Raw genomic sequence first — 26,280 nt, 5'->3', positions numbered from 1 at the left:
GCCCTTGATGCCGCACTACTGGCAATCAACGAGAATGGTGACGTGACAGGAGCAGTTTCCCAGGCGCCCCAGCTGGTGATCTTCGACCTCGACGGCACCCTGACCGATTCCGCGGCGGGAATCGTCGCCAGCTTCACCCATGCGCTCGAGCACATCGGCGCCCCCGTGCCCGACGGTGACCTGGCCGCGCAGATCGTCGGCCCGCCGATGGACGAGACGTTCCAGCTGATGCTCGGGGAGGACGCCGACGCGGCGTTCGCGGCGTTCCGGGAGGAGTATGGCGCTCGGGGCTGGGCGATCAACAGCCTGTTCGACGGGATCGAGCCGCTGCTGGCCGACCTGCGCGCCGCGGGTGTACGGCTGGCCGTGGCCACCTCCAAGCTGGAGCCGACGGCGCGGCGCGTCCTTGCCCACTTCTCGATCGACGGGCACTTCGAGGTCATCGCCGGCGCCCTCCCCGACGGCACCCGCCGCAGCAAGGAGGACGTCCTGGCGCACGCGCTGGCCCAGCTGCAACCGCTGCCCGAGCGAGTGCTGATGGTCGGCGACCGCAGCCACGACGTCGACGGGGCGGCCGCGCACGGCATCGACACCGTGGTGGTCGGCTGGGGCTACGGCAAGGCCGATTTCGCCGACGGCTACACCGTGACCGGCGTGACGCATGCCGCCACGATCTCCGAGCTGCGGAGGGCGCTCGGTGTCTGAGTTGCACGTGACATTCGTCTGCAGCGGCAACATCTGCCGCTCACCGATGGCCGAGAAAATGTTCGCCGACCAGCTGCGCCAGCGTGGTCTCGGCGACGCGGTGCGCGTGACCAGTGCGGGCACCGGCAACTGGCATGTCGGCAGTGGCGCCGACGAGCGGGCGGCCAAGGTCCTGCGCGCCCACGGCTATTCCACCGAGCACCGCGCCGCGCAGGTCGACGACGACCACCTGGGCGCCGACCTGGTGGTGGCCCTCGGCCGCAATCATCTGCGGATGTTGCAGCAGCTCGGCGTCGACAGCGACCGGATCCGGATGCTGCGCTCGTTCGACCCGCGCTCGGGCGCCCACGCCCTCGACGTCGAGGATCCCTACTACGGCAACCACGCCGACTTTGAAGAGGTGTTGGCCGTCATCGAGGCCGCGTTGCCCGGCCTGCACGACTGGGTCGACGAGCAACTAGCGCAAAACGGGCACGGTTGATGCCACGTTTCCTCGCGAGATTGGCATTCCTGCTACGACCAGGCTGGATAGCGCTGATCCTGGTAGTCATCGCCTTCACCTACCTGTGTTTCATGGTGCTCGCGCCGTGGCAACTCGGAAAGAATGCCCGCACTTCACGGGAGAACCACCAGATCGAGAACTCCCTCAATACGGCACCGGTGCCATTGAAAACCCTGTTGCCGCAGCAGGATTCGTCGGCGCCGAATGCCCAATGGCGCAGGGTGACCGCGACCGGGCACTACCTGCCCGACGTCGAGGTGCTGGCGCGACTGCGGGTCGTCGAGGGAGACCAGGCCTTCGAGGTGCTGGCGCCGTTCGTCGTCGACGGCGGGCCGACCGTTCTCGTCGACCGCGGTTACGTGCGCCCCGAGCCGGGCTCGCACGTCCCGCCGATCCCCCGCCCGCCGCAGGAGACGGTGACCATCAGCGCGCGGCTGCGCGACTCCGAACCGGCGGTTGTGGACAAGGAGCCGTTCTCCAGAGACGGTGTACAGCAGGTGTATTCGATCAACACCGACCAGGTCTCGGTGCTGACCAAGGTTCCGCTGGCCGGGTCGTACCTGCAGCTGGTCGAAAGCCAGCCCGGCGGGCTCGGCGTGATCGGCGTGCCGCACCTCGACGCCGGCCCGTTCCTGTCCTACGGCATCCAGTGGATTTCGTTCGGCATCGTCGCCCCGATCGGGCTTGGTTATTTCGCCTACTCCGAGATCCGGATTCGGCGCCAAGAAAAGCAGGCGAAGGCCCCCGAAACCCCGATGACCGTCGAGGAGAAACTCGCCGACCGCTACGGCCGGCGGCGCTGAGCCCGTCGAGTGTGCGCCGAGGGCGCCCCAGACGCGCACCCGATGGCTACCAACGCCGCGGCCCCAAGCTGGACAATCCGCGACAGCGCCACCGCGCGGCGCAGGTCGGCCGCGGTGGGCGCTCGCCCGTCGCCCAGGGTGGGGCGAATCTGCAGCTCATGAAGATATTGCGTGGGCCCGCCCAGTCGCACGTCGAGCGCCCCGGCGAAGGCCGCCTCGACGACCCCGGCGTTCGGGCTGGGATGGCGGACGGCGTCGCGGCGCCAGGCCGCGACCGCACCCGACGGCGATCCGCCGACCAGCAGTGCGCACGCCACCACCAGCGCCGCGGTCACCCGGGCCGCGACATAGTTGGCAACATCGTCCAATCGTGCTGCGGCCCAACCGAATCGGATGTAGCGGGGCGATCGATGGCCGATCATCGCGTCCAGGGTGTTGATCGCGCGGTACACCAGCACGGCGGGCACTCCACCCACTGCCGCCCAGAGCAGCGGCGCCACCTGAGCGTCGGAGGTGTTCTCCGCGACGGATTCCAGCGCCGCCCGGGTCAGCCCCGAACCGTCGAGGCGGGCCGGATCCCGGCCACACAGCGACGGCAGCAGTCGCCGCGCGGCCTCGATGTCGTCGCGGTCCAGCAGCTGTGCCATGTCCAGGCCGGTGCGCACCAACGACGTCCCGCCCAGTGCAACCCAGGTGGCCGCGGCGGTCGCGGCTACGGGCAAGATCGGATTCCCGCGTGCGGTGGCCCGCTGCACGGCCGTTCCGATCAGGCCCACCGTGCCGACCGCCAGGCTCACGTGCAGCGCGCCGGCGATCTTCGCGTCGCGGTAGGTGAACTGCTCCAGCGTTGCTGCCGCCCGGCCGAATGCCGCGACCGGATGACCCCTTTTGGGGTCGCTCAGCGCGAGGTCGGCCAGGCACCCGACCAGCACGCCGACGATCCGGGTCCGCGTCGCAAGCACTTCGGCAGCGTCTCACACGCGTGCTACGAGTCGCCCCGCTAGGCGACCGACACGACGATCAGCACCGCGGCCACGACGGCGATCGCGGCCAGCACCCACCACAGCAGTGAGGACGTATCGAGCTCGCTCACGCACCGGGGGTCCGGGGGCCTGCCATCACCACGTTCGGTGCTCATCATCGATGTCTGCCCACTTTCGCCGGGAACTAACGTCTGGGCCGTTGACCTCTCTCGTGGTCTACTCGGTTACATGAAGCCCGTGACCCGGGTCGCCGACCTGCTCAACGCGGCGGCGCCGCTGCTCCCCGCCGCGAACGTGATCATGCAGCTGTCCTTGCCCGGTGTTGGCTACGGCGTGCTGGAAAGCCCGGTGGACAGCGGCAACGTCTACAAGCACCCGTTCAAGCGGGCCCGCACCACCGGTACCTACCTCGCGGTGGCGACCATCGGGACCGAGTCCGACCGGGCGCTGATCCGCGACGCGGTCGACGTCGCGCACCGCCAGGTGCGGTCGACGTCGGTCAGCCCGGTGGCCTACAACGCCTTCGACCCCAAGCTGCAGCTGTGGGTGGCGGCCTGCCTGTACCGCTACTTCGTCGACCAGCATGAGTTCCTGCACGGCCCACTCGACGAGGCCAGCGCCGAGGCGGTCTATCGCGACGCCAAGCGGTTGGGTACGACGCTGCAGGTGCCCGAGCGCATGTGGCCGCCAGACCTCGTCGCGTTCGACGAGTACTGGAAGCGTTCGCTCGACGAGCTGCGTATCGACCCGCCGGTGCGCGAGCATCTGCGCGGCGTGGCCTCGATGGCGTTTCTGCCCTGGCCGCTGCGGGTAATGGCCGGCCCGCTCAACCTGTTCGCGACGACGGGATTCCTGGCCCCGGAGTTCCGGGCGATGATGCAGCTGGACTGGTCGGAGCGTCAGCAGCGCCGGTTCGGGTGGCTGGTGTCCGCCCTGCGGCTGGCCGACCTGTTCATCCCGCACCGCGCGTGGATCTTCGGCTATCGCCTTTACTTGTGGGACATGCGATTTCGGGCGCGTCGCGGCTGGCGGATCGTCTAGATGGGCCGTTTCGCCCGCCGTCTTGAAGGAAAAGTCGCCATCGTCACCGGCGCCGGCTCCGGTATCGGGTGGGCGGCGGCCGGCCGGTTCGCCGACGAAGGAGCCCGCGTCGTCTGTGCCGACATCAGCGGGCAGGAGAACGACATCGCCGATCGGCTCGGCGATGTCGCCGTACCGGTGCGCGTCGACGTCACGAACGCCGCCGATGTGGCACGCATGGTCGCGACCGCCGTCGACCGGTTCGGTCGCCTCGACGTGCTGCTGAACAACGCCGGATTCGGTGGGCCGCACGTGGCCCTGGCCGACACCGACGAGGCCCTGTTCGACAAGATCCTGGCGATCAATCTCAAGGGCGTGTTCCTCGGCATGAAATACGCGATCCCCGCGATGCTCGACACCGGTGGCGGCTCGATCGTCAACACCGCGTCGGCGTCCGGACTCGTCGGCTGGAAGGGCTTGTCCAGCTATGCCGCCGCCAAGGCGGCGGTGGTGCAGATGACGAAATCCGCGGCGCTCGACTACGCCAAGACGAACGTGCGCATCAACGCGATCTGCCCCGGCATGACCTATACCGGGCTGGCCGGGGCAAAGCCCGACGACGAGGTGCCGCCGGGCGGATATCTGCCGACGCCGATGGCCCGCTGGGGCGAGCCCGCCGAATTGGCCGCCGCCGCATTGTTTCTCGCCAGCGACGAAGCCTCATTCGTCACCGGCGCCGCGCTGGCCGTCGACGGTGGATACTCGGCCAGCGGCCCGATGCTGGGCGGCGCGCGTAAGGTCAGATCATGACCTTCCCGACCCTCAACCACGTTGCGGTCACGGTGCGCGATGTCGACGTCAGCGGACCGTGGTACCGGCGTCTCTTCGACGCTGACCCCATCGCCGACGAGCACGACGACACCGCCGGCTATCGGCATCAGGTTTGGATGATCGCGGGCGGCACGTTGTTCGGCATCCATCAGCACGACCACCCGGCCCCGGACGAGAAGTTCAGCGAACACCGCGTCGGGCTGGATCATGTCGCATTCGGCTGCGCCGACCGCGGCGAGCTCGAGGGCTGGGTCGCGCGGCTGGACGAGCTCGGGATCGAGCACGGTGGCATCGTGGACGCGCCCTACGGCTCGGGGCTGAGTTTCCGCGACCCCGACGGTATTGCCTTGGAGTTCTTCGCGCTTCCGGGCTAGCCCGTCAGCGCACCGTCGCGAAGAACTTGCGGACGTCGTCGACGAACAGTTCCGGTTGCTCGAACGCGGCGAAGTGGCCGCCGCGCGGCATCTTGGTCCAGTGCGTGATGTTGTAGCTCGTCTCGCACCAGTTCCGCGGCGGCTTCAACAACTCACCGGGGAAAGCGGCTACGCCGGTGGGCAATTCGACGCGGTCCCCGCCCCGCCAGACCCGGAAGCTCTCCCAGTACAGGCGAGCCGAGGACGCGGCGGTACCGGTCACCCAATACACCATCACGTTGTCGAGCAGCTCGTCTCGGCTGAGCGCGTTTTCGGGGTGCCCGTCGCAATCCGCCCACGCCCAGAACTTTTCGACGATCCACGCCAGTTGTCCCGCCGGCGAATCGAGCAGGCCGTAGCCCAGCGTTTGCGGCCGGGTGGACTGCTGCGTGGAGTACCCCATGCCCCACTTTTGGTGCTCGGACAGGCTGGCCAGGGCCGCTTTTTCCTCCTCGGTCGGGTTGTCGAGGTTCCCCGGCCGGCCGATGGGCATGTTCAGATGAATGCCCGCGCAGTGCCCGCCGTTGCGGCCGATCTGCGTGGTGACCGCGGCACCCCAGTCGCCGCCCTGGGCGCCGTAGCGCTCGTAGCCGAGGCGAAGCATGAGCTGCTCCCACGCCTCGGCGATCTTTTCCACGCCCCACCCGGTGCGGCTGGGCTTGCCGGAGAAGCCGTACCCGGGCAGCGACGGGCATACGACGTGAAACGCGTCCTCGGCACGCCCGGACGCCGGATTGGTCAGCGGCTCAATCACCTTGTGGAACTCCACAATTGAGCCCGGCCAGCCGTGGGTGATCACCAGCGGGAAGGCGTCGGAGTGCGGCGATCGCTGGTGGATGAAATGGATGTCCAGCCCGTCGATCTCGGTGACGAACTGGTCGAAGCGGTTGAGCGCGGCCTCACGCGGTCGCCAGTCGTAGTCGTTGGCCCAGTAGTCGGCCAGTTCGCGGGTGTAGGCCAGCGGAATGCCCTGACTCCAGTCGTCCACACATTCGGCTTCCGGCCATCGGGTGCGCGCCAGGCGCGACCGCAGATCATCGAGTACGTCGTCGGGAACGTCGATTCGAAACGGCTTCACGCATTCATAGTGCCGCCGCGCGCGAACCGGCCGACAGCCGCCCGTGCTCTCAGGGCGCGAGCCGGACATACCCCGGCGCCAAAGGCGGCGCGGGTGGCGGCGGTAACGCGGGCGATGGCGGCGGTGGCGGTGCCGCTGGCGAGGGCGGCGGCCCGGCCGGGTGGCCACCACCGACACCGCCGTCGCCGTCAAGACCGGGAGCGGCCCCCGGCTGCGGAGCAACGGCAGCCGGCGGCGGCTGCTGCGGTCGAGGAGGCTGTTGCGGTCGGGGCGAGGCGACCGCCGGCGGGGGTGGTGCCAGGAGATGCTCCACCGGTGGCGACGGTTCCGGAATTCGCGGCGGGTCCGGCTCGATGATCCCTGCAGGAGGAATCGCTGCGATCAGCGCGCCGAGCGCGGCGCCGCGCCCGTGGAACGTCGACGGGCGAATGTCGTCGGGCACCGGGCGCGCCGGCGCATTCCATCCCGACGAGGAATGGGTGATGAGGGCACCAAGCTTGCCGCGATTGGCTGGGCAATAGGCCCCCACTGCCGCAACGATGAATCGCGCCTCGGTGCGCGCGAGGCGACCGGGGGCGAGTTGGCGCTGAGACGGATCATTGCTCACCGCATAGTCGACCAGCGCGTCTCTTACCCGGTCCGCCGGAATGCCGTCATTCAGTGCGTGGCAGACCTTGTGGGCGGTATCGACCAGGCTCGGCACGCCTTCGAGGGCGGGAATGCCTTGCTGGGTCAGCAATGCCAGAAACTGGTCGTCCTGGTTTGCGTCAGCCGCTGCCGAGCCGGCGCGCAAAATTGCAGCGGCACTTAGCAACACAACGGCAGTAGCCGAACTGCCGGCATGGCGGGCGCTGACAGCGAATCTAGAGGTACGGGTAAACATGAGAGTACTTCCGTTCTGCAAGAGCCCGTCCCCCTGCGGACTTCGGATATTCACCTGCGCCGCAGGCGTGATCGCCTACGAATCCGGCGCACCCCAACGCAAGTTCGCGTTGCGAATATCGCCAGAGGAAGTGGAGCGGACGTCGCGGCTCGACCACGGTCGTCGACGCGCACCACGCTAAGACGCGTAAACGCGGCACCCGGTTCCGTCTCTGTTACGAGGCGGTAGGCATCGCCCGCGCTGACGCCGGTTCTCGATATTTTGAGCAAATTGCCGCAGGTCAACGGCATATCGGGGATCGTACTGCGGGTGCCCTACCGTTGACTAGCTGCTATCCGAGCAGTGAATGAAGTCTTCCGCATAGCGGAATATTCGCGCGAGCATCATCATTCGACGAGACAAACTCAAACGGCTGACGTGTACCAAAACTATTGCTGCACAGTCACTTCGAATAAGGCCGCGTCACCATTCATCGTCGAGGCCGGGACCCCCGACGCCCGTGGCGCGCTCGGCGTCCGTCACCTGGCGATCCACTTCCTGAATCAGCTTGCGGACCTCGTTCATCAGCTCGCGCATGTCGGCGCGCAGGGCATCGACCGCGGCATACAGATCGGCCTTGGTCGCCGGTTGATTCGCCGCCGATAACGGCCCGGCGGCAGGCGTCGCGTGGCCCGCGCTGGCGCTCTCGGAACCGGGTAGCTCGCTCACGCCCCCAGACAATGCCATACCCATGTCATTGCCGACAATGGAAAACCTCGCGTTCATCCAAATGCCTACTTAGCCGCGACGTCCGGCACCGGCGGCGTCTTCGAGCAGATCGGCTGCCCTGGCAACGCTTTCGGTGGGCTTCGCGGCGGCTAGCTCACGGGCCCGCGCGACGCAGTCCGGCGCGAGGATCGAGCGCAGCCCGGCGATCGGTAAATCCGAACTCGTGGAACGAAATTCGCCCCCAAATCCGGTTCCTAGCCGGGTGACCGCGGCCGCCCAAAATCGGTTGGCCGTGGTGAGTTGTCGAAGCCGTCAGCTCTCAACGTTGTCGTGGCGAACTTTCAATGCGGATATTCGATTCTGCGGGAACACTCCCTGCCGCCGTTGAATCTCACGGTCCCGGAGTCGCTGGCGGTGCTCGCGGGGCTCGGTCTGCTGGAGTCCTCGCCGTATGGTGCGGCGGCGCGTCGGGCCCGGGCGAAGGTCCTCGCGATCAGCCGCGAGGACCAGCTCGCGCCGATCGATGAGGCGTTGGCGTCGATGTTCGTCATCGACGCTCAGCCGGCGTCGGAGGCGGCGATCTCGCTGATTCCCGAGGCGATCGCCGCGCGCCGGGTCGTCCGGGTGGACTACACCGCCGAGGACGGCCAGACCCACACCACCCGTGACGTGGAACCGATGGGCCTGCTGCGCGGAGGCGATTCGTGGATGTTTGTGGGATGGTGTCGGCTGCGCGAAGGCATCCGCGGATTTCACCTCGACCGCATCCGGCACCTGGAGATCACTTCAGAGGTGTTTCCCGAACGCGATCCTGCGGTGCTCGATGCGGATCTGTCGCGGTGGCGCACCCCGCGGCTCGGGTGATACCCGCAAAACATTGGTGGGCGCGGACGGGATCGAACCGCCGACCGCCGAGGAGTCAACACGCCACGTCGCTCTTGTTGAACCATTCACGGTCGAACGTGTGTTCTAATGGTCGCTCAGTCCAGCCCGCCCGGCGCGGGCAATCTCAGAAGGGGGATCGCAACGATGAGCGTCGACACCATGGCGGTAGAAACGTCTGTCGAGAACACACCACCTTGGAGTGCACCGGCACCCGAGGCGCCAATCGCCGAAACGTCCTCCGGCGACCAGCCTAAGAAAGCACCGGCCAAGAAGGCGACGGGCAAGAAAACGAAGACTCTCGAGCTGACCCTCACTGTCACCGGCACCGCCGACGGTGAGTGGCACGCGGAGCTAAAGCAGGGCACCACCTACCTGGCCCGCAACCTCGCTGTCGCCGCCGCGGCTGTCTCCCGGGCGGCCAAGGAACTGCATGAGGACCTCGCAACTCCGATCGACGAGGTAATCGAAGAGGCACGGTCCCAGCAAGCCGCGAAGATCGCCGCCTTGGAAGCCGAACTCGAAGCCGCCCGTAAGGTCCTCGCCGAGCTGAACTGAGAGAGACCGCGTTCACCCCAGGCGGGAGGCGAGGTGAGCCGCTACTTCGGATACGTGTTCGTCGAGGTAGAAATGTCGGCCGGGAAAGGTCGTCAGCTCGAACTCCCCGTCGGTATGGGCACGCCATTCCCCGGCCTGCACGACTGTGACCGTCGGGTCGGCGTCACCGAGCATCACCGAGACCGGGCACCGAAGTTTTTCCCTCGCCTCGAACACATAGGTCTCGACCGCCTGATAGTCGGCCCGTAGCGGCGGCAGCACCACTTCCGCAAGCGCCTGCTCGGCGCGCAGCACGGCCAGCGAGGACGGATCGTTGGCCAGGCGTTCCAGGTCCGCGATCAGGTCGGCGTCTGACCCCGTGTGCAGGCGGCCACGGTTGGGGGCGTCCGGCGCGATCCGACCGGACACGAACAGTCGGAGCAGATCGCGGTCCTTTGACTGCAACCGTCGGGCGACCTCGAATCCAACCGTCGCGCCCATGCTGTGCCCGAACAGCGCCAGATTCGGCAGCGCGCCCCAACTCAGCAGGTCAGCAGTCACGTACTCAGCCAGCTCGGCGAGACTCGTGACGAGCGGATCGCCCAGCCGATCCTGCCGCCCGGGGTACTGCACGGCGTACACCGAGATTCCGTCCGCGATTTGCTTCGCCAGCGCTCGGTATGCCCCTGCCGATCCCCCGCCGGGCGGAAAGCACACCACGACCGCACGGGCAGCCGGCGCGACCCGCAACGGGCGAAGCCACGTCGTCCCTTCAACTGGCATATCCACCCCTATCTTGAAACCCGTGCCACGCTCCCCACGGCGAGCGGAACGTAGCGCAGCATCAGTCTCGCTTCCTACCGGGCGGCCAAGCGTTTGGCCTGGTAGAGGTTCGTCAGCAAGGCCGCCGTGGTGGGAAAGTCCATGCACTGATCGGTAACGGATTTGCCGTATATCAGTTCGCCGCGGTCAGATTGGGCCCCAGCTACCAGAAAGCTCTCCAGCATCAGGCCGGCGATGCCGCGTTCGCCCGCGACGATACGGGCAGTCAGCTCGGCCGCGAGCTCAGCCTGACGGACGTGGTCTTTACCCGAGTTGGCGTGCGAACAATCGATCATGACTCGCTCGGACAAGCCCGCCCTGCGCAGTCGCGCAGCCGTGCTGAACACCGAGGGGGCGTCGCAATTCGGACCGCTCGAACCGCCCCGGAGGATCACGTGGCAGTGCGGATTGCCGGCGGTTTCGACGATTGCGACGCGGCCGCAGCTGTCGGTCCCGAAGAAGCTATGCGATGCCGCGGCCGCTTTGACACCGTCGATCGCGGCTTGAATGTTGCCGTCGGTGCCGTTCTTGAATCCGACCGGCATCGACAACCCCGACGCCAACTGGCGGTGGATCTGCGACTCGGTGGTCCGAGCGCCGATCGCACCCCAGGCAACCGCATCGGCGATGTACTGCGGGCTGGTGGGCTCCAGGAACTCACACCCCACCGGAAGCCCGAGCTCGACGATGTTAAGCAGCAACGACCTTGCGGTGCGTAACCCGCGTTCCACGTCGAAGCTGCCGTCCATACCGGGATCGTTGATGAGCCCCTTCCATCCGACGGTGGTGCGTGGTTTCTCGAAGTACACGCGCATCACGATTTTCAGCCGGTCGGACAGGTCGGCGGCCAATGGCGCGAGTCGATGTGCGTAGTCGAGCGCGGCAATTGGATCGTGCACCGAGCACGGCCCGACCACGACCAGCAATCGATCGTCGCAACCGGTCAGGATGTCGGCGATTTCGTCACGATCCTGTTGGACCGCCTCAGCTTGTGCAGGCTTCAACAGTAGTTCGGCGCGAATCACGTTGGGCGCCGGGAGTTCTCGAACCGAGATGATTCGACGGTCGGACGTATGGACCGTTGTCATGCCACGGTTGGTGGTGATCGACATGGGAGGGTGTGCCTTCCTGTGCTGCTCTCGCGGCACGCCCCTGGTTCCCGATGCCCCGAGATGAAAAAAGCAGCGACCTTGTGGTCACTGCCGGGCTCCGGGTATCGGTCGTGGACTTACGTCAGTCGGACGCTCTATTCACGGCCCCACCCGGAGCCACGATAAAGCGCCAATACACGCGCACGCCGATTTTCACGACGTTGAACATACACCACGCGAGCAACGCAATCGACCGAGCGCGCGAGGTCGATGTTGGGTGGGCGCGGACGGTATCGAACCGCCGACCGCTGGTGTGTAAAACCAGAGCTCTACCACTGAGCTACGCGCCCTTGTAACCAAACGGACCCGCAGCAGGTTACCTGGCGCGGCCCTGCCGCCCAAAACGTACCGCCGAACGATGAATGCAGTAGTCGTTGCCTGATGCGGGCGAAAAATGCAGTAGTCGGTCCCGGAACGAACTGCCGTGGCTTCGTTCGACGATGGTCGGCGAACGCGCCGGCCGACGAGAGCACGATTTCATGGATTTCGGGTTGTTACCCCCAGAAGTCAATTCGGGGTTGATGTATGCCGGTCCCGGGTCGGGGCCGCTGCTGGCCGCCGCGGCGGCCTGGAATGCGGTGGCCGCCGAGCTGGAATCCAGTGCCGCGGGCTACTCCACGTCGGTGTCTGAGCTGACCGGTTTGGCCTGGTTCGGCCCGTCGGCGCTGGCCATGTCCGGCGCGGCGGCACCGTATGTGGCGTGGTTGCAGGCCGCCGCAGCCCAGGCCGGCATCACCGCCACCCAGGCGTACGCGGCGGCCGCCGCCTATGAGGCCGCGTTCGCCATGACGGTGCCCCCGCCGATGATCGCCGCCAACCGCGCGCAGCTGATGGCGTTGATCGCCACCAACTTCTTCGGGCAGAACACCGCCGCGATCGCCGCCACCGAAGCCGAATACATGGCGATGTGGGTGCAAGACGCCGCCGCCATGTACGGCTACGCCGCCGATTCGGCGACCGCGAGCACGATGACCCCGTTCGACGAACCACCGCAGACCATCAACCCGTCCGGGCAAAACGACCAGGCCCGTGCGGTGGCCCAAACCACCGCTAACACCACCGCCGCCCGCACCCAATCCCTGACCCAAAGCCTCGCCACTCAGCAGGCCAACCTCGTCGACCCGCCCCTGCCCAATGGCAGCACCGCCAATATCGCACCCGGCGGCGCCACCCTCGAGCCCGGCACCACCTTCACCGTCACCCCCGGCAACCCCGTGTCCGCCACCTACGGCGCCACCTTCACCGCCAACACCGACGTCACATATATAAACCTCTCCGCCGGAGTCATACGCACTTCCCAAGCCGGTGGGGTCTACATCTTCAACTTCAATGCCACGATCACGAGCGGCCAAGTCTTCGTCAACAGCCCAAGCCCCTTTTTCGGGTCGCAAGGCGGCTTCACCATTCCCAGCGGCGCCGTCACCGCCGGCAGCAGCGGCGTCGAGGTCACGATCAATGCCAGCACCGGCCTCGTCACCGCGATCAACGCCGGCGGCGTCATCACCGGCCCCGTCACCGCCACCCCGTACTTCCTCCCCGCCGTCGCTCCCAGCTCGTCGAGCGCGTTGGCCGCCGCACCCGCGGCCGTGGCAACCAGCGCGCCGGGGCTGGCGGGAACCGCGGGAATCCAGCCCCAGCTCGACGTCGACGCACTCATGGACGCGCTCTCAGCAGTCGAGTAGCAGTCGAAACCCTCAGGCCCGCAACGCCTCCAGCGCCTGAGTCCACAGTCGCTGATCACGAGCCTCGCCAGGCTCTTTCATCTCGGCAAACCGGATGATCCCGGACCGGTCGACAACGAACGTGCCACGGTTGGAGTAGCCGGCGTGGTCGTTGAACACGCCATACTCTTGAGAAACCTCGCCGTGTGGCCAGAAGTCCGACAGCACCGGGAACGTGAAGCCGCTTTCGATGGACCAGATCTTGTGCGTCGGCGGTGGCCCCACCGAGATCGCCAGCACCACGCTGTCGTCGTTCTCGAATTCGGGCAGGTGATCCCGCAGCAGGTCCAGCTCACCCTGGCAGATCCCGGTGAACGCCAACGGAAAGAACACCAGCAGCACGTTCTTGTCGCCGCGATAGCTACTCAGGGCGACGCGCTGCTGGTTCTGGTCGCGCAGAGTGAAATCGGGGGCCGTGGTCCCGACCGGCAGCATCAACGCTTCCCGGCACGCGACTTCGGTTGCACCAGCCGGCTGGCGCTCCAGTCGCCCAGGTTGACCGACGACGTCGGCATCAGGCCGGCGGTCGGAGCAGCCTCGGCGATCTCGGCGGGCAGCACGTGGCCCGGCTTGCCGGTCTTGGGCGTCAACACCCAGATCACGCCGTCCTCGGCCAGCGGGCTGATGGCGTCCATCAGGGTGTCCACCAGGTCTCCGTCGCCGTCACGCCACCAGAGCAGCACCACGTCGACCACCTCATCGGTGTCTTCGTCGAGCAGCTCCGAGCCACAGGCTTCCTCGACCGCAGCGCGGATGTTGTCGTCGGTGTCCTCGTCCCAGCCAAACTCCTGGACAACCTGATCTCGTTGGACGCCCAGCTTGCGAGCGTAGTTCGAGGCGTCATCCGCCGCGACCACCGTGGACCTCCTTCGACAACACAACCCTGCGCGCCATGCGATTGGGGATTATCGTCGCACAGCCAGAAGCTGGTTCACACTCCGCCTCAGAAGGACGCCAGACAGAGTTTGAGCGCCTTGGTCTTGGTGTCGTTGAGTTGATCGACCCGACGGTTGAATTCGCCGGTCCCCGCATGGGTGCCGATCGCGTTCGCCACCCCGTGCGCCGCGTCGATGTACGCGTTGAACGCGTCCTTCAACTGCGATGACAGCGCATCGTTGAAGTTGTTGCCCACCGTCGAGGCGCTGTTGTTGAGCGCGTCGATGGCCGGGCCCTCGAACGGCCCGGTGCCGCGGCCCCCGTTGAACGCCCCGACATAGGCGTTCACCTTGTCGATCGCTTCCTTGCTGGTGGTGGCCAGCGAGTCGCACGAGCTGCGCACCGCCTTGGTGGTCAGCGATTGCTGCCGCTGAGACTCGCGGACGCTCGACGTCGCGATCGATGCCGACACCGACGACGAGACGGACTGCCGGTAGGCCGGCGCCACCTTCGTATCGGGCGTTGCCGTGCCGTTGGTCACGGTGGTACATCCCACGATGCCCATCAGTGCGGTGGCGATGCAGCCGAGCGCCAGCACGCCACGCTTGGGGAACTGCCCCCCGCGCCTGCGAGGGACGACTTTCCATCCGGTGAGCACGGTTTCTGACGTTACCGGGTGGCGAATGCCGGCGCCCTCAACGCACCGAGGTTTCGTGTCGGCGAGTGATGTTCGCCAGCCAAGGGGTTGCGGCTACCCGCCCGAGGCGCCGGTACGGCACGATAGGAAGACGAACACGCATGCAGGAAACCGCCGACAGCAGGAGCGGAAGTTGACGACCGAGTTCGCGCGCCACGATTTGGCCAAAACCCCAAGCAACGGAAGCGAACCCGATCGCGTCCGGGTGATCCGAGACGGTGTCGCGTCGTATCTGCCCGACATCGATCCCGAGGAAACGTCGGAGTGGCTCGAGTCCTTCGACGCGCTGCTGGAGCGCTCGGGTCCGGCGCGGGCGCGCTACCTGATGTTGCGGTTGCTGGAACGAGCGGGTGAACAGCGGGTTGCCATCCCGGCGCTCACGTCGACCGACTACGTCAACACCATCCCGACCGAGCTGGAGCCGTGGTTCCCCGGCGACGAGGACGTCGAACGTCGCTTCCGGGCCTGGATCCGGTGGAACGCCGCGATCATGGTGCACCGCGCTCAGCGTCCGGGAATCGGCGTGGGCGGCCACATTTCGACGTACGCCTCGTCGGCGGCGCTGTACGAGGTCGGCTTCAACCACTTCTTTCGCGGCAAGCAGCATCCCGGCGGCGGGGATCAGATCTTCATTCAGGGCCACGCGTCCCCGGGGATCTACGCGCGCGCGTTCCTGGAAGGCCGGCTGACCGCGGACCGGCTCGATGGCTTCCGCCAGGAGCACAGCCATCCGGGCGGCGGGCTGCCGTCCTACCCGCACCCGCGGCTGATGCCCGACTTCTGGGAGTTCCCGACGGTGTCGATGGGCCTTGGCCCGATGAACGCCATCTACCAGGCCCGCTTCAACCACTACCTGCACGACCGTGGCATCAAGGACACCTCGGACCAGCACGTCTGGGCATTCCTGGGCGACGGCGAGATGGACGAGCCGGAAAGCCGCGGCCTGATCCAGGTGGCGGCGAACGAGGCACTGGACAACCTGACCTTCGTCATCAACTGCAACCTGCAGCGCCTCGACGGCCCGGTGCGCGGCAACGGCAAGATCATCCAGGAGCTGGAGTCGTTCTTCCGCGGCGCCGGCTGGAACGTCATCAAGGTGGTCTGGGGCCGCGAGTGGGACGCCCTGCTGCACGCCGACCGCGACGGCGCCCTGGTGAATCTGATGAACACCACGCCCGACGGCGACTACCAGACCTACAAGGCCAACGACGGCGCCTACGTCCGCGACCACTTCTTCGGCCGCGACCCGCGCACCAAGGCGCTCGTCGAGGCGATGACCGATTCGGAGATCTGGAACCTCAAGCGCGGCGGCCACGACTACCGCAAGGTCTACGCCGCCTACCGGGCCGCCGTCGACCACAAGGGACAGCCGACGGTGATCCTGGCCAAGACGATCAAGGGCTACTCGCTGGGCGCGCACTTCCAGGGCCGCAACGCCACGCATCAGATGAAAAAGCTTGCGATAGAAGACCTTAAGTACTTCCGCGACGCCATCCGGATTCCGATCAGCGACGCCCAGCTGGAGGAAGACCCCTACCTGCCGCCGTACTACCACCCCGGGCCCGACGCCCCCGAGATCCGCTACATGCTGGACCGGCGCCGCCAGCTGGGCGGCTTCCTGCCCGAGCGCCCGACGAAGGCCAAGGTGCTCAAGCTGCCGAGCCGCGACATCTACGCCCCGCTGAAGAAGGGGTCCGGGCACCAAGAGGTCGCCACCACGATGGCGCTGGTGCGCACCTTCAAAGAAGTGATGCGGGACAAGGAGATTGGCCCGCGCATCGTGCCGATCATTCCCGACGAGGCCCGCACGTTCGGCATGGACTCGTGGTTCCCGTCGCTGAAGATCTACAACCGCCTCGGCCAGCTCTACACCGCCGTCGACGCCGAATTGATGTTGGCGTACAAGGAAAGTGAAATCGGCCAGATCCTGCACGAGGGCATCAACGAGGCCGGCTCGACGGCGTCGTTCACCGCGGCCGGTACGTCGTACGCGACGCACAACGAGCCGATGATCCCGCTCTACATCTTCTATTCGATGTTCGGATTCCAGCGCACCGGCGACGGCCTGTGGGCCGCGGCCGACCAGATGGCCCGCGGCTTTGTGCTGGGGGCCACCGCGGGGCGCACCACCCTGACCGGTGAGGGCTTGCAGCATGCCGACGGTCACTCGCTGCTGCTGGCCGCCACCAACCCGGCGGTGGTCTCCTACGACCCGGCGTTCGCCTACGAGATCGCCTACATCGTCGAGAGCGGGCTGGCCCGGATGTTCGGCCAGAACCCGGAGAACATCTACTTCTACATCACCATCTACAACGAGCCGTATGTGCAGCCGCCGCAGCCGCACAACCTGGATCCCGAGGGCGTGCTGCGCGGGATCTACCGCTATCAGGCGGCCCCCGAGCGACGCACCAACACCGCGCAGATCCTGGCCTCCGGCGTCGCGATGCCGTCGGCGGTGAAGGCCGCCGAGATGCTGGCCGCCGAGTGGGATGTCGCCGCCGACGTGTGGTCGGTGACCAGCTGGGGTGAGCTCAACCGCGACGGGCTGGCGATTCAGCGGGCTCAGCTGCGGCACCCCGGCGAGCAGGCCGGCGTCCCGTACATCACGAAGGCGCTGGAAGGGACCACCGGGCCGGTGATCGCCGTATCGGACTGGATGCGCGGAGTGCCCGAGCAGATCCGGCCGTGGGTGCCCGGCACCTACGTCACGCTGGGCACCGACGGGTTCGGGTTCTCCGACACCCGCCCGGCGGCGCGGCGGTTCTTCAACACCGACGCGGAGTCGCAGGTCGTGGCGGTGCTTGAGGCGCTGGCCCGCGACGGCGAGATCGACCCGTCGGTGCCGGTCGCGGCGGCCCGTCAGTACAAGATCGACGACGTGCAGGCCGCTCCCAAGCAGACGTCCGACCCCGGCGTGGCCTAGCCGTCCCGGCCGCGCACCGAGTGCGAAACTAACCTCACACTCGTGTTCGAACGTGAAACCAACTTCACGCTCGGCAAGGACCGTGGCGAGACACCGCCACACCCCGAGACCTGCTTTGGCGGAAAGTTCTAGAAATCGGGCGTAGGTTTTAGGGGTGAATGACAATCCGTTCGCCGGCCCGTTCGCCAAGCATCCGCGGTCGCCACTCGAGACCTTGGACACGGTCCCCGAGTCCGTGCTGCGGCGGCTCAAGCAGTATTCCGGCCGGCTGGCAACCGAGGCGGTCACGGCCATGGGCGAGCGACTGCCGTTCTTCGCCGACCTGGAAGCGTCCCAACGGGCCAGCGTGGCGCTGGTGGTACAGACCGCCGTCGTGAACTTCGTCGAGTGGATGCAGGACCCGCACAGCAACGTCAGCTACACCGCGCAGGCCTTCGAGCTGGTGCCCCAGGAGCTCACCCGCCGGATCGCGCTGCGGCACAGCGTGGACATGGTGCGGGTGACCATGGAGTTCTTCGAGGAAGTCGTGCCGCTGCTGGCCCGATCCGAGGAGCAGCTCAGCGCCCTCACCGTGGGCATCCTGAAATACAGCCGCGACCTGGCATTCAGCTTCGCCTCGGCCTATGCCGACGCGGCCGAGGCGCGGGGCAGCTGGGACAGCCGGATGGAGGCCAGCGTCGTCGACGCGGTGGTGCGCGGCGACACCGGCCCCGAGCTGTTGTCCCGCGCGGCCGCGCTGAACTGGGACACCACCGCGCCGGCGACGGTCGTGGTCGGAACCCCGGCGCCCAGCCGCGACAACACCAACGGCGAGGTGGCCAGCGAGCGGGCCAGCCAGATCGTCCGCGACACCGCCGCTCATCACGGGCGCGCGGCCCTCACCGACGTGCACGGCACCTGGTTGGTGGCCATCGTGTCGGGACAGTTGTCGCCGACCGACAAGTTTCTGGGCGATCTGTTGAGCGCGTTCGCCGAGGGCCCCGTCGTCATCGGGCCCACCGCCCCGATGCTGACCGCGGCCCATCACAGCGCCAGCGAGGCCATCTCCGGGATGAACGCCGCCCCCGGCTGGGCCGGTGCGCCGCGCCCTGTACACGCCCGAGAGCTGCTACCGGAACGTGCCCTGATGGGAGACGCCTCGGCCATCGTCGCGCTGCACACCGACGTGATGGGGCCCCTGGCCGACGCCGGGCCCACGCTGATCGAAACTCTTGATGCCTACTTAGATTGCGGCGGCGCGATTGAGGCCTGCGCTCGCAAGTTGTTCGTTCATCCAAACACCGTGCGATATCGACTCAAACGCATCACCGACTTCACCGGGCGTGATCCCACCCAACCGCGCGATGCGTACGTGTTGCGAGTGGCCGCGACGGTCGGCCAACTCAACTACCCCACCAGCCCGCCTAGTGTTGGTAACAGCGCGATAGCAGCGGTTCCACTGCGGGTCAGAGGGGGTTCCGCGGCGTCATCTGTGAGATAGTGATCCAGGCAACAGATCGCGGCGCGGTATCAAATACGTAGCTTGTCGAGCGGTTTTGTGGAGTACCTACAAAAACCTAAGACGAGGTTCATAATCTGTTACACCCGCCAAAACCGTTTCCACAGTGTTCTCTTAGACACGTGATTGCATTACTCGCGCCCGGACAGGGTTCGCAGACCGAGGGAATGCTCTCGGCGTGGCTGGAATTGCCGGGGGCGACCGAGCAGATCACTCTGTGGTCCAAGGCCAGCGGCCTGGACCTGGTCCGCCTGGGCACCACCGCGTCGAACGAAGAGATCACCGACACGGCGGTCACTCAGCCACTGGTCGTCGCGGCCACCCTGCTCGCGCACCAGGAGCTGACCAAGCGCAGCGTGCTGGCCGGCGAAGACTTCATCGTGGCCGGTCACTCGGTCGGCGAGATCGCTGCCTACGCGATCGCCGGCGTGATCGCCGCCGATGACGCCGTCGCCCTGGCCGCCACCCGTGGCGCCGAGATGGCCAAGGCGTGCGCCGCCGAGCCGACCGGCATGTCCGCGGTGCTGGGCGGGGACGAAACCGAAGTCCTGGCCCGCCTCGAGCAGCTCGACCTGTTCCCCGCCAACCGCAACGCGGCCGGGCAGATCGTCGCCGCCGGCGCGCTGACCGCGCTGGAAAAACTCGCCGAAGACCCGCCGGCCAAGGCCCGGGTGCGCGCGCTCGGCGTGGCCGGAGCGTTTCACACCAAGTACATGGCGTCCGCTATGGACGGCTACGCCGCCGCGGCGGCCGCCATCGCGACTGCCGAGCCCACTGCCACGCTGCTGTCCAACCGCGACGGAAAGCCGGTCACCACGGCGGCGGTGGCGATGGAAACGCTGGTCGCTCAGCTGATCCAGCCGGTGCGGTGGGACCTGTGCACCGCGACGATCGCCGAGCACGATGTCAAGGCGATTGTGGAGTTCCCGCCCGCGGGCACGCTCGCCGGCATCGCCAAACGAGAGCTTCGGGGGGTGACGGTACGTGCCGTCAAGACACCCGCAGACCTGGACGCGCTGGCCGACATCTAACGGCAGCCGCGGCTAGGTACAACCGCATAAGAGCACATCAAACCGATTTGCACTCAACACATTACGAAGGGAATCAAGGCTGTGTCTGTTAGCCAGGAAGAAATCATCGCCGGTATCGCCGAGATCATCGAAGAGGTCACCGGTATCGAGCCTTCCGAGGTCACCCCGGAGAAGTCCTTCGTCGACGACCTGGACATCGACTCGCTGTCGATGGTGGAAATCGCCGTTCAGACCGAAGACAAGTACGGCGTGAAGATCCCCGACGAGGACCTCGCCGGTCTGCGTACCGTCGGTGACGTCGTCTCCTACATCCAGAAGCTCGAGGAAGAGAACCCCGAGGCCGCCGAGGCGCTGCGCTCCAAGCTGGTTGCCGAGAACCCCGAGGCTGCTGCCAACGTCCAGGCGAGGCTGGAAGCGGACAGCAAGTGACCAAGCCTTCCACTGCTAACGGCGGTTACCCCAGTGTTGTGGTAACCGCTGTCGCGGCGACGACATCGATCGCGCCGGACATCGAGAGCACGTGGAAGGGCTTGCTGGCCGGCGAGAGCGGCATCCGCGTCCTCGAAGACGAATTCGTCGACAAATGGGATCTGCCCGTCAAGATCGGTGGGCACCTCAAGGAGCCGATCGATAACCACATGGGACGACTGGACCTGCGGCGTATGTCGTATGTCCAGCGTCTGGCTAAATATCTCAGCGGCCAGCTGTGGGAGTCGGCCGGGAACCCGGAGCTCGATCCGGACCGGTTCACCGTCGTCGTTGGCACCGGACTGGGCGGCGCCGAGCGGATCGTCGAGAGCTATGACCTGATGAACGAGGGCGGCCCCCGCAAGGTGTCGCCGCTCGCCGTTCAGATGATCATGCCCAACGGCGCGGCTGCCGTGGTCGGTCTGGAGCTCGGAGCGCGGGCCGGGGTCATCACCCCGGTGTCGGCGTGTTCGTCGGGCTCCGAGGCCATCGCTCACGCGTGGCGCCAGATCGTCATGGGTGACGCCGAGGTCGCCGTCTGCGGCGGTGTCGAGGGACCGATCGAGGCGCTGCCCATCGCGGCGTTCTCGATGATGCGGGCCATGTCGACTCGCAACGACGAGCCCGAGCGTGCGTCGCGGCCGTTCGACAAGGACCGCGACGGCTTCGTGTTCGGCGAGGCAGGTGCGCTGATGCTCATCGAGACCGAAGAGCACGCCAAGGCCCGTGGCGCCAAGCCGTTGGCCCGGCTGATGGGTGCCGGTATCACCTCGGACGCTTTCCACATGGTGGCGCCCGCTGCGGACGGCGTGCGCGCCGGTCGCGCGATGACTCGCTCGCTGGAACTGGCGGGCGTATCCGCCAAGGACATCGACCACGTGAACGCACACGGGACGGCGACGCCGATCGGCGACACCGCAGAGGCCAATGCCATCCGGGTCGCCGGATGCGAGCGGGCCGCCGTGTATGCGCCGAAGTCGGCGCTGGGGCACTCTATCGGCGCGGTCGGGGCGCTCGAGTCGGTGCTCACGGTGCTGTCACTGCGGGATGGCGTCATTCCGCCAACCCTCAACTACGAAACACCCGATCCGGAGATCGCGCTGGATATCGTCGCGGGCGAACCTCGCACCGGCGATTTCCAATACGCGATCAATAACTCATTCGGGTTCGGCGGCCACAACGTGGCCCTCGCCTTCGGGCGTTACTGAGCACGAGAGGAACGTTCGCCACTCCCATGACAGAGCTGGTTACGGGGAAAGCCTTCCCCAATGTGGTCGTCACCGGCATTGCCGCGACGACTGCCTTGGCGCCCGATGTGGAAGACACCTGGAAGTTGTTGCTGGACAGCCAGAGTGGAATCCGCACCCTCACCGACCCGTTCATCGAGGAGTACAACCTGCCGGTTCGTATTGGCGGGCATCTCGTGGAGGAGTTCGACAGTCAGCTCACGCGCATCGAGCTGCGTCGCACCGGTTACCTGCAGCGAATGTCCACCATTTTGGGCCGCCGGGTGTGGGAGAACGCCGGTTCCCCCGAAGTCGACACCAACCGGTTGGCGGTGTCGATCGGTACCGGTCTCGGCTCGTCCGAGGAGCTGGTCTTCAGCTACGACGACATGCGCGAGCGCGGCATGAAAGCGGTCTCCCCGTTGGGCGTGCAGAAATACATGCCCAACGGCGCGGCCGCGGCGGTCGGGCTGGAACGGCAAGCCAAGGCCGGTGTCATGACGCCGATTTCGGCGTGTGCGTCCGGTTGCGAGGGCATCGCCCGGGCCTGGCAGCAGATCGTGCTGGGTGAAGCCGACATCGCGATCTGCGGTGGCGTCGAGACGCAGATCGAGGCGGTGCCGATCGCGGCGTTCGCCGCGATGCGCGTCGTGATGTCGACCACCAACGACGACCCCGCCGGTGCTTGTCGCCCATTCGACAAGGACCGCAACGGTTTTGTGTTCGGTGAGGCCGGCGCGCTGATGGTCATCGAGACCGAGGAGCACGCGAAGGCCCGGGGCGCCAACATTCTGGCCCGGATCATGGGGGCCAGCGTGACGTCGGACGGGTTCCACATGGTGGCACCGGACCCCAACGGCGAACGTGCCGGGCATGCGATCACGCGGGCGATCCAGCTCGCGGGCATCACCCCAGCCGAAATCGACCACGTCAACGCCCACGCCACCGGCACCCAGGTCGGCGACCTGGCCGAGGGCAAGGCCATCAACCGCGCGTTGGGCAGCAACCACCCCGCGGTCTACGCGCCCAAGGCGGCGCTGGGCCACTCGGTCGGCGCGGTCGGCGCATTGGAATCGATCTTGACGGTCCTCGCGTTGCGGGAGCAGGTCATCCCGCCGACACTGAATTTGGTAAACCTCGATCCAGAAATCGATTTGGACGTGGTGGCGGGTAAGCCGCGGCCGGGTAACTACCGGTTCGCGATTAACAACTCGTTCGGATTCGGCGGTCACAACGTGGCGATCACCTTTGGACGGTATTAGAACCAGCGGTATTGAACCCTCGAGCTCACCGGAAACAGGAGATCTGCGATGACACTCATGGCCCCCGAGGCGGTCGGCGAATCGCTCGACCCTCGCGACCCGTTGCTGCGTCTGAGCAACTTCTTTGACGACGGCAGCGTCGAACTGCTGCACGAGCGTGACCGTTCCGGCGTGCTTGCGGCGTCGGGAACCGTGAATGGCGTTCGCACCATTGCCTTTTGCACGGACGGCACCGTGATGGGCGGTGCGATGGGCATCGAGGGCTGCACGCACATCGTCAACGCGTACGACACCGCCATCGAGGAGCAGAGCCCGATCGTGGGTATCTGGCACTCCGGTGGCGCCCGGCTGGCCGAGGGCGTCAAGGCACTGCACGCGGTGGGCTTGGTGTTCGAGGCGATGATTCGGGCGTCCGGCTACATCCCGCAGGTCTCGGTGGTCGTCGGCTTCGCCGCCGGCGGCGCCGCGTACGGGCCGGCGCTGACCGACGTCATCGTGATGGCGCCGGAAAGCCGGGTGTTCGTCACGGGGCCGGACGTGGTGCGCAGCGTTACCGGCGAGGACGTGGACATGTGCTCGCTCGGTGGGCCCGAAACCCACCACAAGAAGTCCGGTGTGTGCCACATCGTCGCCGACGACGAGCTCGATGCTTACGAGCGCGGTCGTCGCTTGGTCGGATTGTTCTGCCAGCAAGGGCATTTCGACCGCACCAAGGCCGAGGCCGGTGACACCGACATCCACGCGTTGCTGCCGGAGTCGGCACGCCGGGCCTACGACGTGCACCCGATCGTGACTGCGATCCTTGACGACGAGACGCCGTTCGACGAGTTCCAGGCCAACTGGGCGCCGTCGATGGTGGTCGGCCTGGGCCGGTTGTCCGGCCGTACGGTCGGCGTGCTGGCCAACAACCCGCTGCGGCTGGGTGGCTGCCTGAACTCCGAAAGTGCCGAGAAGGCAGCACGTTTCGTGCGGCTGTGCGACGCGTTCGGGATTCCGCTGATCGTGGTCGTCGATGTGCCGGGTTACCTGCCCGGTGTCGACCAGGAATGGGGCGGCGTGGTGCGCCGCGGCGCCAAACTGCTGCACGCGTTCGGTGAAGCAACCGTTCCGCGGGTCACGCTGGTCACCCGAAAGACCTACGGCGGGGCCTACATTGCGATGAACTCCCGCTCGCTGAACGCGACCAAGGTGTACGCCTGGCCGGACGCCGAAGTGGCGGTCATGGGCGCCAAGGCCGCGGTCGGCATCCTGCACAAGAAGAAGCTGGCCGCCGCGCCCGACCACGAGCGCGAAGCGCTGCACGATGAGTTGGCCGCCGAGCACGAGCGGATCGCCGGTGGTGTGGACAGCGCCATCGAGATCGGCGTGGTCGACGAGAAGATCGATCCGGCGCACACCCGCAGCAAGCTCACCGCGGCCCTGGCGGAGGCACCCGCGCGTCGCGGCCGCCACAAGAACATCCCGCTGTAAACCCATCCTTCCCGCGAACCTAACCCACTGCGAGATTTCGCGCTGAAACTCGCAGCCTGGTTATGCTCGCGGACACCTTTAGCGGCTGAGGATCGCCGAGAGCGCTTGACGCAGCTGGCCTTCCGGATCGTGATCAGCGGCTACCGGTCATGCCGTCCGGGCGAGGACCTGACACAGCACCCGGCCGAGTTCATTTTTCGGCGAGTCCGGAAGCTTGTCGGCGCGCCAGGCCACGAAGTCGTCGGGGCGCACCAACAACGCTTCGTCCGGCGCGAGTCCCGCTGCAGCAGACCAGAAGCCGTCGACGTCGAGCTCAGTTCCGATACGCTGCAATCTGATTGGGACGCATAAGTCCGCCGAGACGGAGGCTGCGGCGTCAGACCATGCCGCGTCGTCGTCTCCGGTGAACAGCGTGAAGCCGGGACCGAGCAAGTCGAGGGTGCAGACCCGCTCTCCGCGGTCGACAACCCAAGCGTGCGGGACACGGGTTCCCGGTTGCCCGTGTAATTCCTCCACCAGTGACACGGCGTGCGGATCCGCTGGAACAGGATCATCGGAAACCACAGCGGCCGAACGGTATTGGTACCCGATCAGCAAGGGAAACATCGGCGCCTCTTCGCCCGCCGACAGTTGCGGCCGGTTGTCGTCCAACCGGAGGAAGGCCAGCGATGGTCCCGTGAGCGACTGACGAGCATTGAAACGCCCGACCGGGTATCGCTCGGTGTGGTAGGTGGTCAGCAACGCCGGGCCGGCGGACCCGTTCAGGACGGCGGCCAGCTTCCAGGCCAGGTTGTGCGCACTCTGGACAGCGGTGTTTGCTCCACCGGCCTTGAATGGAGGCATTGTGTGAGCAGAGTCGCCGACGAGAAAGACTCGACCGCTGCGGAACTGGTCAGCCACCTGCTCATAGGGCTGCCACGGGGCAACGTCGATGACTTCTATATCGATGGGCTCACCAATCCCTTTGATCAGTAGCTCTGCGCACCGCTGTGCGGTGAACTGATCGGCGGTCTCCCCTAGGCCGGGAAAGTATGTGGTGATGAACATGCCGAAGTCGTCGCGTACCGGGAGAAAGATGCCCTCCACATCCGGGTTTTTGACTTGGATGCCGTCGCCGTCGCCGAGCTTCGAGACGAACTTTCGCCACGGTCCGCGGAAGTAGACGAAGACGACATAGATCGGTAGCGCCCCGCAGCCGGAGGTCGTCACGCCAAGTGCGTCGCGGACCGGGCTGTGCACGCCGTCGGCGGCGACGAGATAGTCGGCGCGCACCGTCTCCGTTGTGCCCGACTGCCGATCGCGTACCACCGCAGTGACTCCGTTTTCGTCCGGTACGAACGAGCCCAACTCCGTGTTGTAGCGCGCCTGGCTGCCGCCGCGACGGATGTGCGCGAGCAGGATCGGTTCCAACGCGCTCTGGGGACAGTATTGGCCGCCGGGCTCGGGGCTCAGATCTTTGAATGGCGAGAAGATCGCGTCGACATCGAACGCCTGATGCTCTTCAGCACTGTTGAGCGTCGGCCTGCTCACCATGGCCGAAACACCCTGGGCAATCGCGTGGACCTCGTCAGCCAGTCCCAGCCCGCGCAGGATCTCCAGGCTGCGGAAGCTCAAGTTGCGCGCTTTCGGATAAATGAACACCTCACTGCGCTTTTCGACCAGTAGCGAGCCGACACCGTGTTTGGCGAGCAGCGCAGAGGTGGCCAGGCCGGCGGCGCCGGCACCGACGATCAGCACCGGAACATGCTTCACATCCATCGCCATCTCCCCATTAAGACGGAACTAGATAG

At 66.6% G+C, this 26,280-nt stretch carries 26 protein-coding genes and 1 tRNA gene; 16 read left to right on the top strand and 11 right to left on the bottom strand.

Features of this window, described 5'->3' with window-relative positions:
* The first annotated feature begins 75 nt into the window (after positions 1 to 75).
* Genes G6N55_RS00335 through G6N55_RS00325 form a run of 3 tightly spaced genes read left to right on the top strand, consistent with a single transcriptional unit; the run spans position 76 to position 2,010 of the window.
* Positions 76 to 705: an HAD-IA family hydrolase gene (locus tag G6N55_RS00335; RefSeq protein WP_085220536.1), complete on the top strand. Its 630-nt coding sequence runs from the start codon at positions 76 to 78 to the stop codon at positions 703 to 705.
* A complete protein-coding gene (locus tag G6N55_RS00330; protein WP_139826689.1) occupies positions 662 to 1,186 on the top strand; it encodes a low molecular weight protein-tyrosine-phosphatase in 525 nt (174 codons plus the stop codon). Before G6N55_RS00335 ends, G6N55_RS00330 begins: the two co-directional genes overlap by 44 nt.
* Entirely contained in the window at positions 1,186 to 2,010 is an 825-nt protein-coding gene (locus G6N55_RS00325) for an SURF1 family cytochrome oxidase biogenesis protein (RefSeq protein ID WP_085220538.1), read from the top strand. Before G6N55_RS00330 ends, G6N55_RS00325 begins: the two co-directional genes overlap by 1 nt.
* Here the strand turns inward: G6N55_RS00325 and G6N55_RS00320 are convergent.
* The gene (locus G6N55_RS00320; RefSeq protein ID WP_085220539.1) at positions 1,992 to 2,972 is read right to left on the bottom strand and encodes a cobalamin biosynthesis protein; all 981 of its coding nucleotides are present in this window, start codon (positions 2,970 to 2,972) and stop codon (positions 1,992 to 1,994) included. The genes G6N55_RS00325 and G6N55_RS00320 overlap by 19 nt on opposite strands.
* 249 nt (positions 2,973 to 3,221) lie before the next feature.
* Between G6N55_RS00320 and G6N55_RS00315 the strand changes: the two genes are divergently transcribed.
* From G6N55_RS00315 to G6N55_RS00305, 3 genes are read left to right on the top strand one after another with little or no spacing between them, the layout of a single operon-like run.
* Positions 3,222 to 4,034, top strand: a complete 813-nt coding sequence (locus G6N55_RS00315; RefSeq protein ID WP_085220540.1) for an oxygenase MpaB family protein — start codon at positions 3,222 to 3,224, stop codon at positions 4,032 to 4,034.
* Positions 4,035 to 4,823 (top strand): SDR family NAD(P)-dependent oxidoreductase, encoded by a 789-nt coding sequence (locus G6N55_RS00310; protein ID WP_085220541.1) that lies wholly within the window; start codon positions 4,035 to 4,037, stop codon positions 4,821 to 4,823.
* On the top strand, positions 4,820 to 5,218 hold the full coding sequence (locus G6N55_RS00305) for a VOC family protein (protein WP_085220542.1): 399 nt from the start codon (positions 4,820 to 4,822) through the stop codon (positions 5,216 to 5,218). The genes G6N55_RS00310 and G6N55_RS00305 overlap by 4 nt, the downstream gene beginning before the upstream one ends.
* Before the next feature lie 4 nt (positions 5,219 to 5,222).
* Here G6N55_RS00305 and G6N55_RS00300 read toward each other — a convergent pair whose 3' ends face one another.
* The 3 genes from G6N55_RS00300 to G6N55_RS00290 form a co-directional block, all read right to left on the bottom strand.
* The gene (locus G6N55_RS00300) at positions 5,223 to 6,335 is read right to left on the bottom strand and encodes an epoxide hydrolase family protein (protein WP_085220543.1); all 1,113 of its coding nucleotides are present in this window, start codon (positions 6,333 to 6,335) and stop codon (positions 5,223 to 5,225) included.
* A gap of 49 nt (positions 6,336 to 6,384) precedes the next feature.
* Positions 6,385 to 7,218 carry a DUF732 domain-containing protein gene (locus G6N55_RS30055; RefSeq protein ID WP_085220544.1) on the bottom strand — a complete coding sequence of 278 codons (834 nt, stop codon included), beginning with the start codon at positions 7,216 to 7,218 and terminating at the stop codon, positions 6,385 to 6,387.
* A gap of 462 nt (positions 7,219 to 7,680) precedes the next feature.
* Complete coding sequence (locus tag G6N55_RS00290) at positions 7,681 to 7,983, bottom strand: hypothetical protein (RefSeq protein ID WP_232078880.1); 303 nt, start codon at positions 7,981 to 7,983, stop codon at positions 7,681 to 7,683.
* 273 nt (positions 7,984 to 8,256) lie between these two features.
* Here G6N55_RS00290 and G6N55_RS00285 point away from each other — a divergent pair, with 273 nt between their 5' ends.
* Together G6N55_RS00285 and G6N55_RS00280 are read left to right on the top strand one after the other, a co-directional pair.
* Positions 8,257 to 8,790, top strand: a complete 534-nt coding sequence (locus tag G6N55_RS00285; protein WP_232078879.1) for a helix-turn-helix transcriptional regulator — start codon at positions 8,257 to 8,259, stop codon at positions 8,788 to 8,790.
* 180 nt (positions 8,791 to 8,970) lie between these two features.
* Entirely contained in the window at positions 8,971 to 9,366 is a 396-nt protein-coding gene (locus G6N55_RS00280; RefSeq protein ID WP_197747400.1) for a DUF6319 family protein, read from the top strand.
* A gap of 12 nt (positions 9,367 to 9,378) precedes the next feature.
* On the opposite strand, the gene G6N55_RS00275 is transcribed toward G6N55_RS00280, so the two are convergent.
* From G6N55_RS00275 to G6N55_RS00265, 3 genes are all read right to left on the bottom strand, one after another.
* On the bottom strand, positions 9,379 to 10,128 hold the full coding sequence (locus G6N55_RS00275) for a thioesterase II family protein (RefSeq protein WP_085220547.1): 750 nt from the start codon (positions 10,126 to 10,128) through the stop codon (positions 9,379 to 9,381).
* Positions 10,129 to 10,202: 74 nt separating this feature from the next.
* On the bottom strand, positions 10,203 to 11,255 hold the full coding sequence (locus G6N55_RS00270) for a 3-deoxy-7-phosphoheptulonate synthase (RefSeq protein WP_372517605.1): 1,053 nt from the start codon (positions 11,253 to 11,255) through the stop codon (positions 10,203 to 10,205).
* 281 nt (positions 11,256 to 11,536) lie between these two features.
* Positions 11,537 to 11,608 (bottom strand) — tRNA-Val (locus G6N55_RS00265).
* A 189-nt stretch (positions 11,609 to 11,797) separates the two neighbouring features.
* On the opposite strand from G6N55_RS00265, the gene G6N55_RS30050 reads away from it, so the two are divergent.
* The gene (locus G6N55_RS30050; RefSeq protein WP_179968107.1) at positions 11,798 to 13,000 is read left to right on the top strand and encodes a PPE family protein; all 1,203 of its coding nucleotides are present in this window, start codon (positions 11,798 to 11,800) and stop codon (positions 12,998 to 13,000) included.
* Between the two features lie 12 nt (positions 13,001 to 13,012).
* Here the strand turns inward: G6N55_RS30050 and G6N55_RS00255 are convergent, their stop codons facing one another.
* From G6N55_RS00255 to G6N55_RS00245, 3 genes are all read right to left on the bottom strand, one after another.
* Positions 13,013 to 13,474: a peroxiredoxin gene (locus G6N55_RS00255; RefSeq protein ID WP_085224190.1), complete on the bottom strand. Its 462-nt coding sequence runs from the start codon at positions 13,472 to 13,474 to the stop codon at positions 13,013 to 13,015.
* Positions 13,474 to 13,896, bottom strand: a complete 423-nt coding sequence (locus tag G6N55_RS00250) for a DUF3052 domain-containing protein (RefSeq protein WP_044506655.1) — start codon at positions 13,894 to 13,896, stop codon at positions 13,474 to 13,476. The genes G6N55_RS00255 and G6N55_RS00250 overlap by 1 nt, the downstream gene beginning before the upstream one ends.
* A gap of 86 nt (positions 13,897 to 13,982) precedes the next feature.
* The gene (locus tag G6N55_RS00245; protein ID WP_085224188.1) at positions 13,983 to 14,573 is read right to left on the bottom strand and encodes a hypothetical protein; all 591 of its coding nucleotides are present in this window, start codon (positions 14,571 to 14,573) and stop codon (positions 13,983 to 13,985) included.
* A gap of 172 nt (positions 14,574 to 14,745) precedes the next feature.
* Here G6N55_RS00245 and aceE point away from each other — a divergent pair, with 172 nt between their 5' ends.
* From aceE to G6N55_RS00210, 7 genes are all read left to right on the top strand, one after another.
* Entirely contained in the window at positions 14,746 to 17,535 is a 2,790-nt protein-coding gene (aceE, locus tag G6N55_RS00240) for a pyruvate dehydrogenase (acetyl-transferring), homodimeric type (RefSeq protein ID WP_085224186.1), read from the top strand.
* Positions 17,536 to 17,689: 154 nt separating this feature from the next.
* Complete coding sequence (locus G6N55_RS00235; RefSeq protein WP_085224184.1) at positions 17,690 to 19,015, top strand: PucR family transcriptional regulator; 1,326 nt, start codon at positions 17,690 to 17,692, stop codon at positions 19,013 to 19,015.
* A 140-nt stretch (positions 19,016 to 19,155) separates the two neighbouring features.
* Positions 19,156 to 20,064: an ACP S-malonyltransferase gene (locus G6N55_RS00230; RefSeq protein ID WP_085224182.1), complete on the top strand. Its 909-nt coding sequence runs from the start codon at positions 19,156 to 19,158 to the stop codon at positions 20,062 to 20,064.
* Between the two features lie 81 nt (positions 20,065 to 20,145).
* The gene (acpM, locus tag G6N55_RS00225) at positions 20,146 to 20,493 is read left to right on the top strand and encodes a meromycolate extension acyl carrier protein AcpM (protein WP_085224180.1); all 348 of its coding nucleotides are present in this window, start codon (positions 20,146 to 20,148) and stop codon (positions 20,491 to 20,493) included.
* Positions 20,490 to 21,740, top strand: a complete 1,251-nt coding sequence (kasA, locus tag G6N55_RS00220) for a 3-oxoacyl-ACP synthase KasA (RefSeq protein WP_085224178.1) — start codon at positions 20,490 to 20,492, stop codon at positions 21,738 to 21,740. The genes acpM and kasA overlap by 4 nt, the downstream gene beginning before the upstream one ends.
* Positions 21,741 to 21,766: 26 nt before the next feature.
* Positions 21,767 to 23,020 (top strand): 3-oxoacyl-ACP synthase KasB, encoded by a 1,254-nt coding sequence (kasB, locus tag G6N55_RS00215; protein WP_085224176.1) that lies wholly within the window; start codon positions 21,767 to 21,769, stop codon positions 23,018 to 23,020.
* 48 nt (positions 23,021 to 23,068) lie between these two features.
* Complete coding sequence (locus G6N55_RS00210) at positions 23,069 to 24,490, top strand: acyl-CoA carboxylase subunit beta (RefSeq protein ID WP_085224174.1); 1,422 nt, start codon at positions 23,069 to 23,071, stop codon at positions 24,488 to 24,490.
* Between the two features lie 147 nt (positions 24,491 to 24,637).
* On the opposite strand, the gene G6N55_RS00205 is transcribed toward G6N55_RS00210, so the two are convergent.
* Positions 24,638 to 26,248: an FAD-dependent monooxygenase gene (locus G6N55_RS00205; protein WP_085224214.1), complete on the bottom strand. Its 1,611-nt coding sequence runs from the start codon at positions 26,246 to 26,248 to the stop codon at positions 24,638 to 24,640.
* Positions 26,249 to 26,280 lie beyond the last annotated feature (32 nt).

It is taken from the genome of Mycobacterium florentinum, assembly GCF_010730355.1.
GTDB lineage: Bacteria > Actinomycetota > Actinomycetes > Mycobacteriales > Mycobacteriaceae > Mycobacterium > Mycobacterium florentinum.
This window is presented reverse-complemented; position numbering and strand designations above follow the sequence as displayed.

Coding starts and splice junctions, on each gene's coding strand:
- G6N55_RS00330 (WP_139826689.1), top strand. CDS start 662: ATGCCGCCACGATCTCCGAGCTGCGGAGGGCGCTCGGTGTCTGAGTTG.
- G6N55_RS00270 (WP_372517605.1), bottom strand. CDS start 11,255: ATGACAACGGTCCATACGTCCGACCGTCGAATCATCTCGGTTCGAGAA.
- G6N55_RS00325 (WP_085220538.1), top strand. CDS start 1,186: ATGCCACGTTTCCTCGCGAGATTGGCATTCCTGCTACGACCAGGCTGG.
- kasB (WP_085224176.1), top strand. CDS start 21,767: ATGACAGAGCTGGTTACGGGGAAAGCCTTCCCCAATGTGGTCGTCACC.
- G6N55_RS00255 (WP_085224190.1), bottom strand. CDS start 13,474: ATGCTGCCGGTCGGGACCACGGCCCCCGATTTCACTCTGCGCGACCAG.
- G6N55_RS00310 (WP_085220541.1), top strand. CDS start 4,035: ATGGGCCGTTTCGCCCGCCGTCTTGAAGGAAAAGTCGCCATCGTCACC.
- G6N55_RS00280 (WP_197747400.1), top strand. CDS start 8,971: ATGGCGGTAGAAACGTCTGTCGAGAACACACCACCTTGGAGTGCACCG.
- G6N55_RS00210 (WP_085224174.1), top strand. CDS start 23,069: ATGACACTCATGGCCCCCGAGGCGGTCGGCGAATCGCTCGACCCTCGC.
- G6N55_RS30050 (WP_179968107.1), top strand. CDS start 11,798: ATGGATTTCGGGTTGTTACCCCCAGAAGTCAATTCGGGGTTGATGTAT.
- G6N55_RS00290 (WP_232078880.1), bottom strand. CDS start 7,983: ATGAACGCGAGGTTTTCCATTGTCGGCAATGACATGGGTATGGCATTG.
- G6N55_RS00305 (WP_085220542.1), top strand. CDS start 4,820: ATGACCTTCCCGACCCTCAACCACGTTGCGGTCACGGTGCGCGATGTC.
- G6N55_RS30055 (WP_085220544.1), bottom strand. CDS start 7,218: ATGTTTACCCGTACCTCTAGATTCGCTGTCAGCGCCCGCCATGCCGGC.
- G6N55_RS00315 (WP_085220540.1), top strand. CDS start 3,222: ATGAAGCCCGTGACCCGGGTCGCCGACCTGCTCAACGCGGCGGCGCCG.
- G6N55_RS00205 (WP_085224214.1), bottom strand. CDS start 26,248: ATGGATGTGAAGCATGTTCCGGTGCTGATCGTCGGTGCCGGCGCCGCC.
- G6N55_RS00275 (WP_085220547.1), bottom strand. CDS start 10,128: ATGCCAGTTGAAGGGACGACGTGGCTTCGCCCGTTGCGGGTCGCGCCG.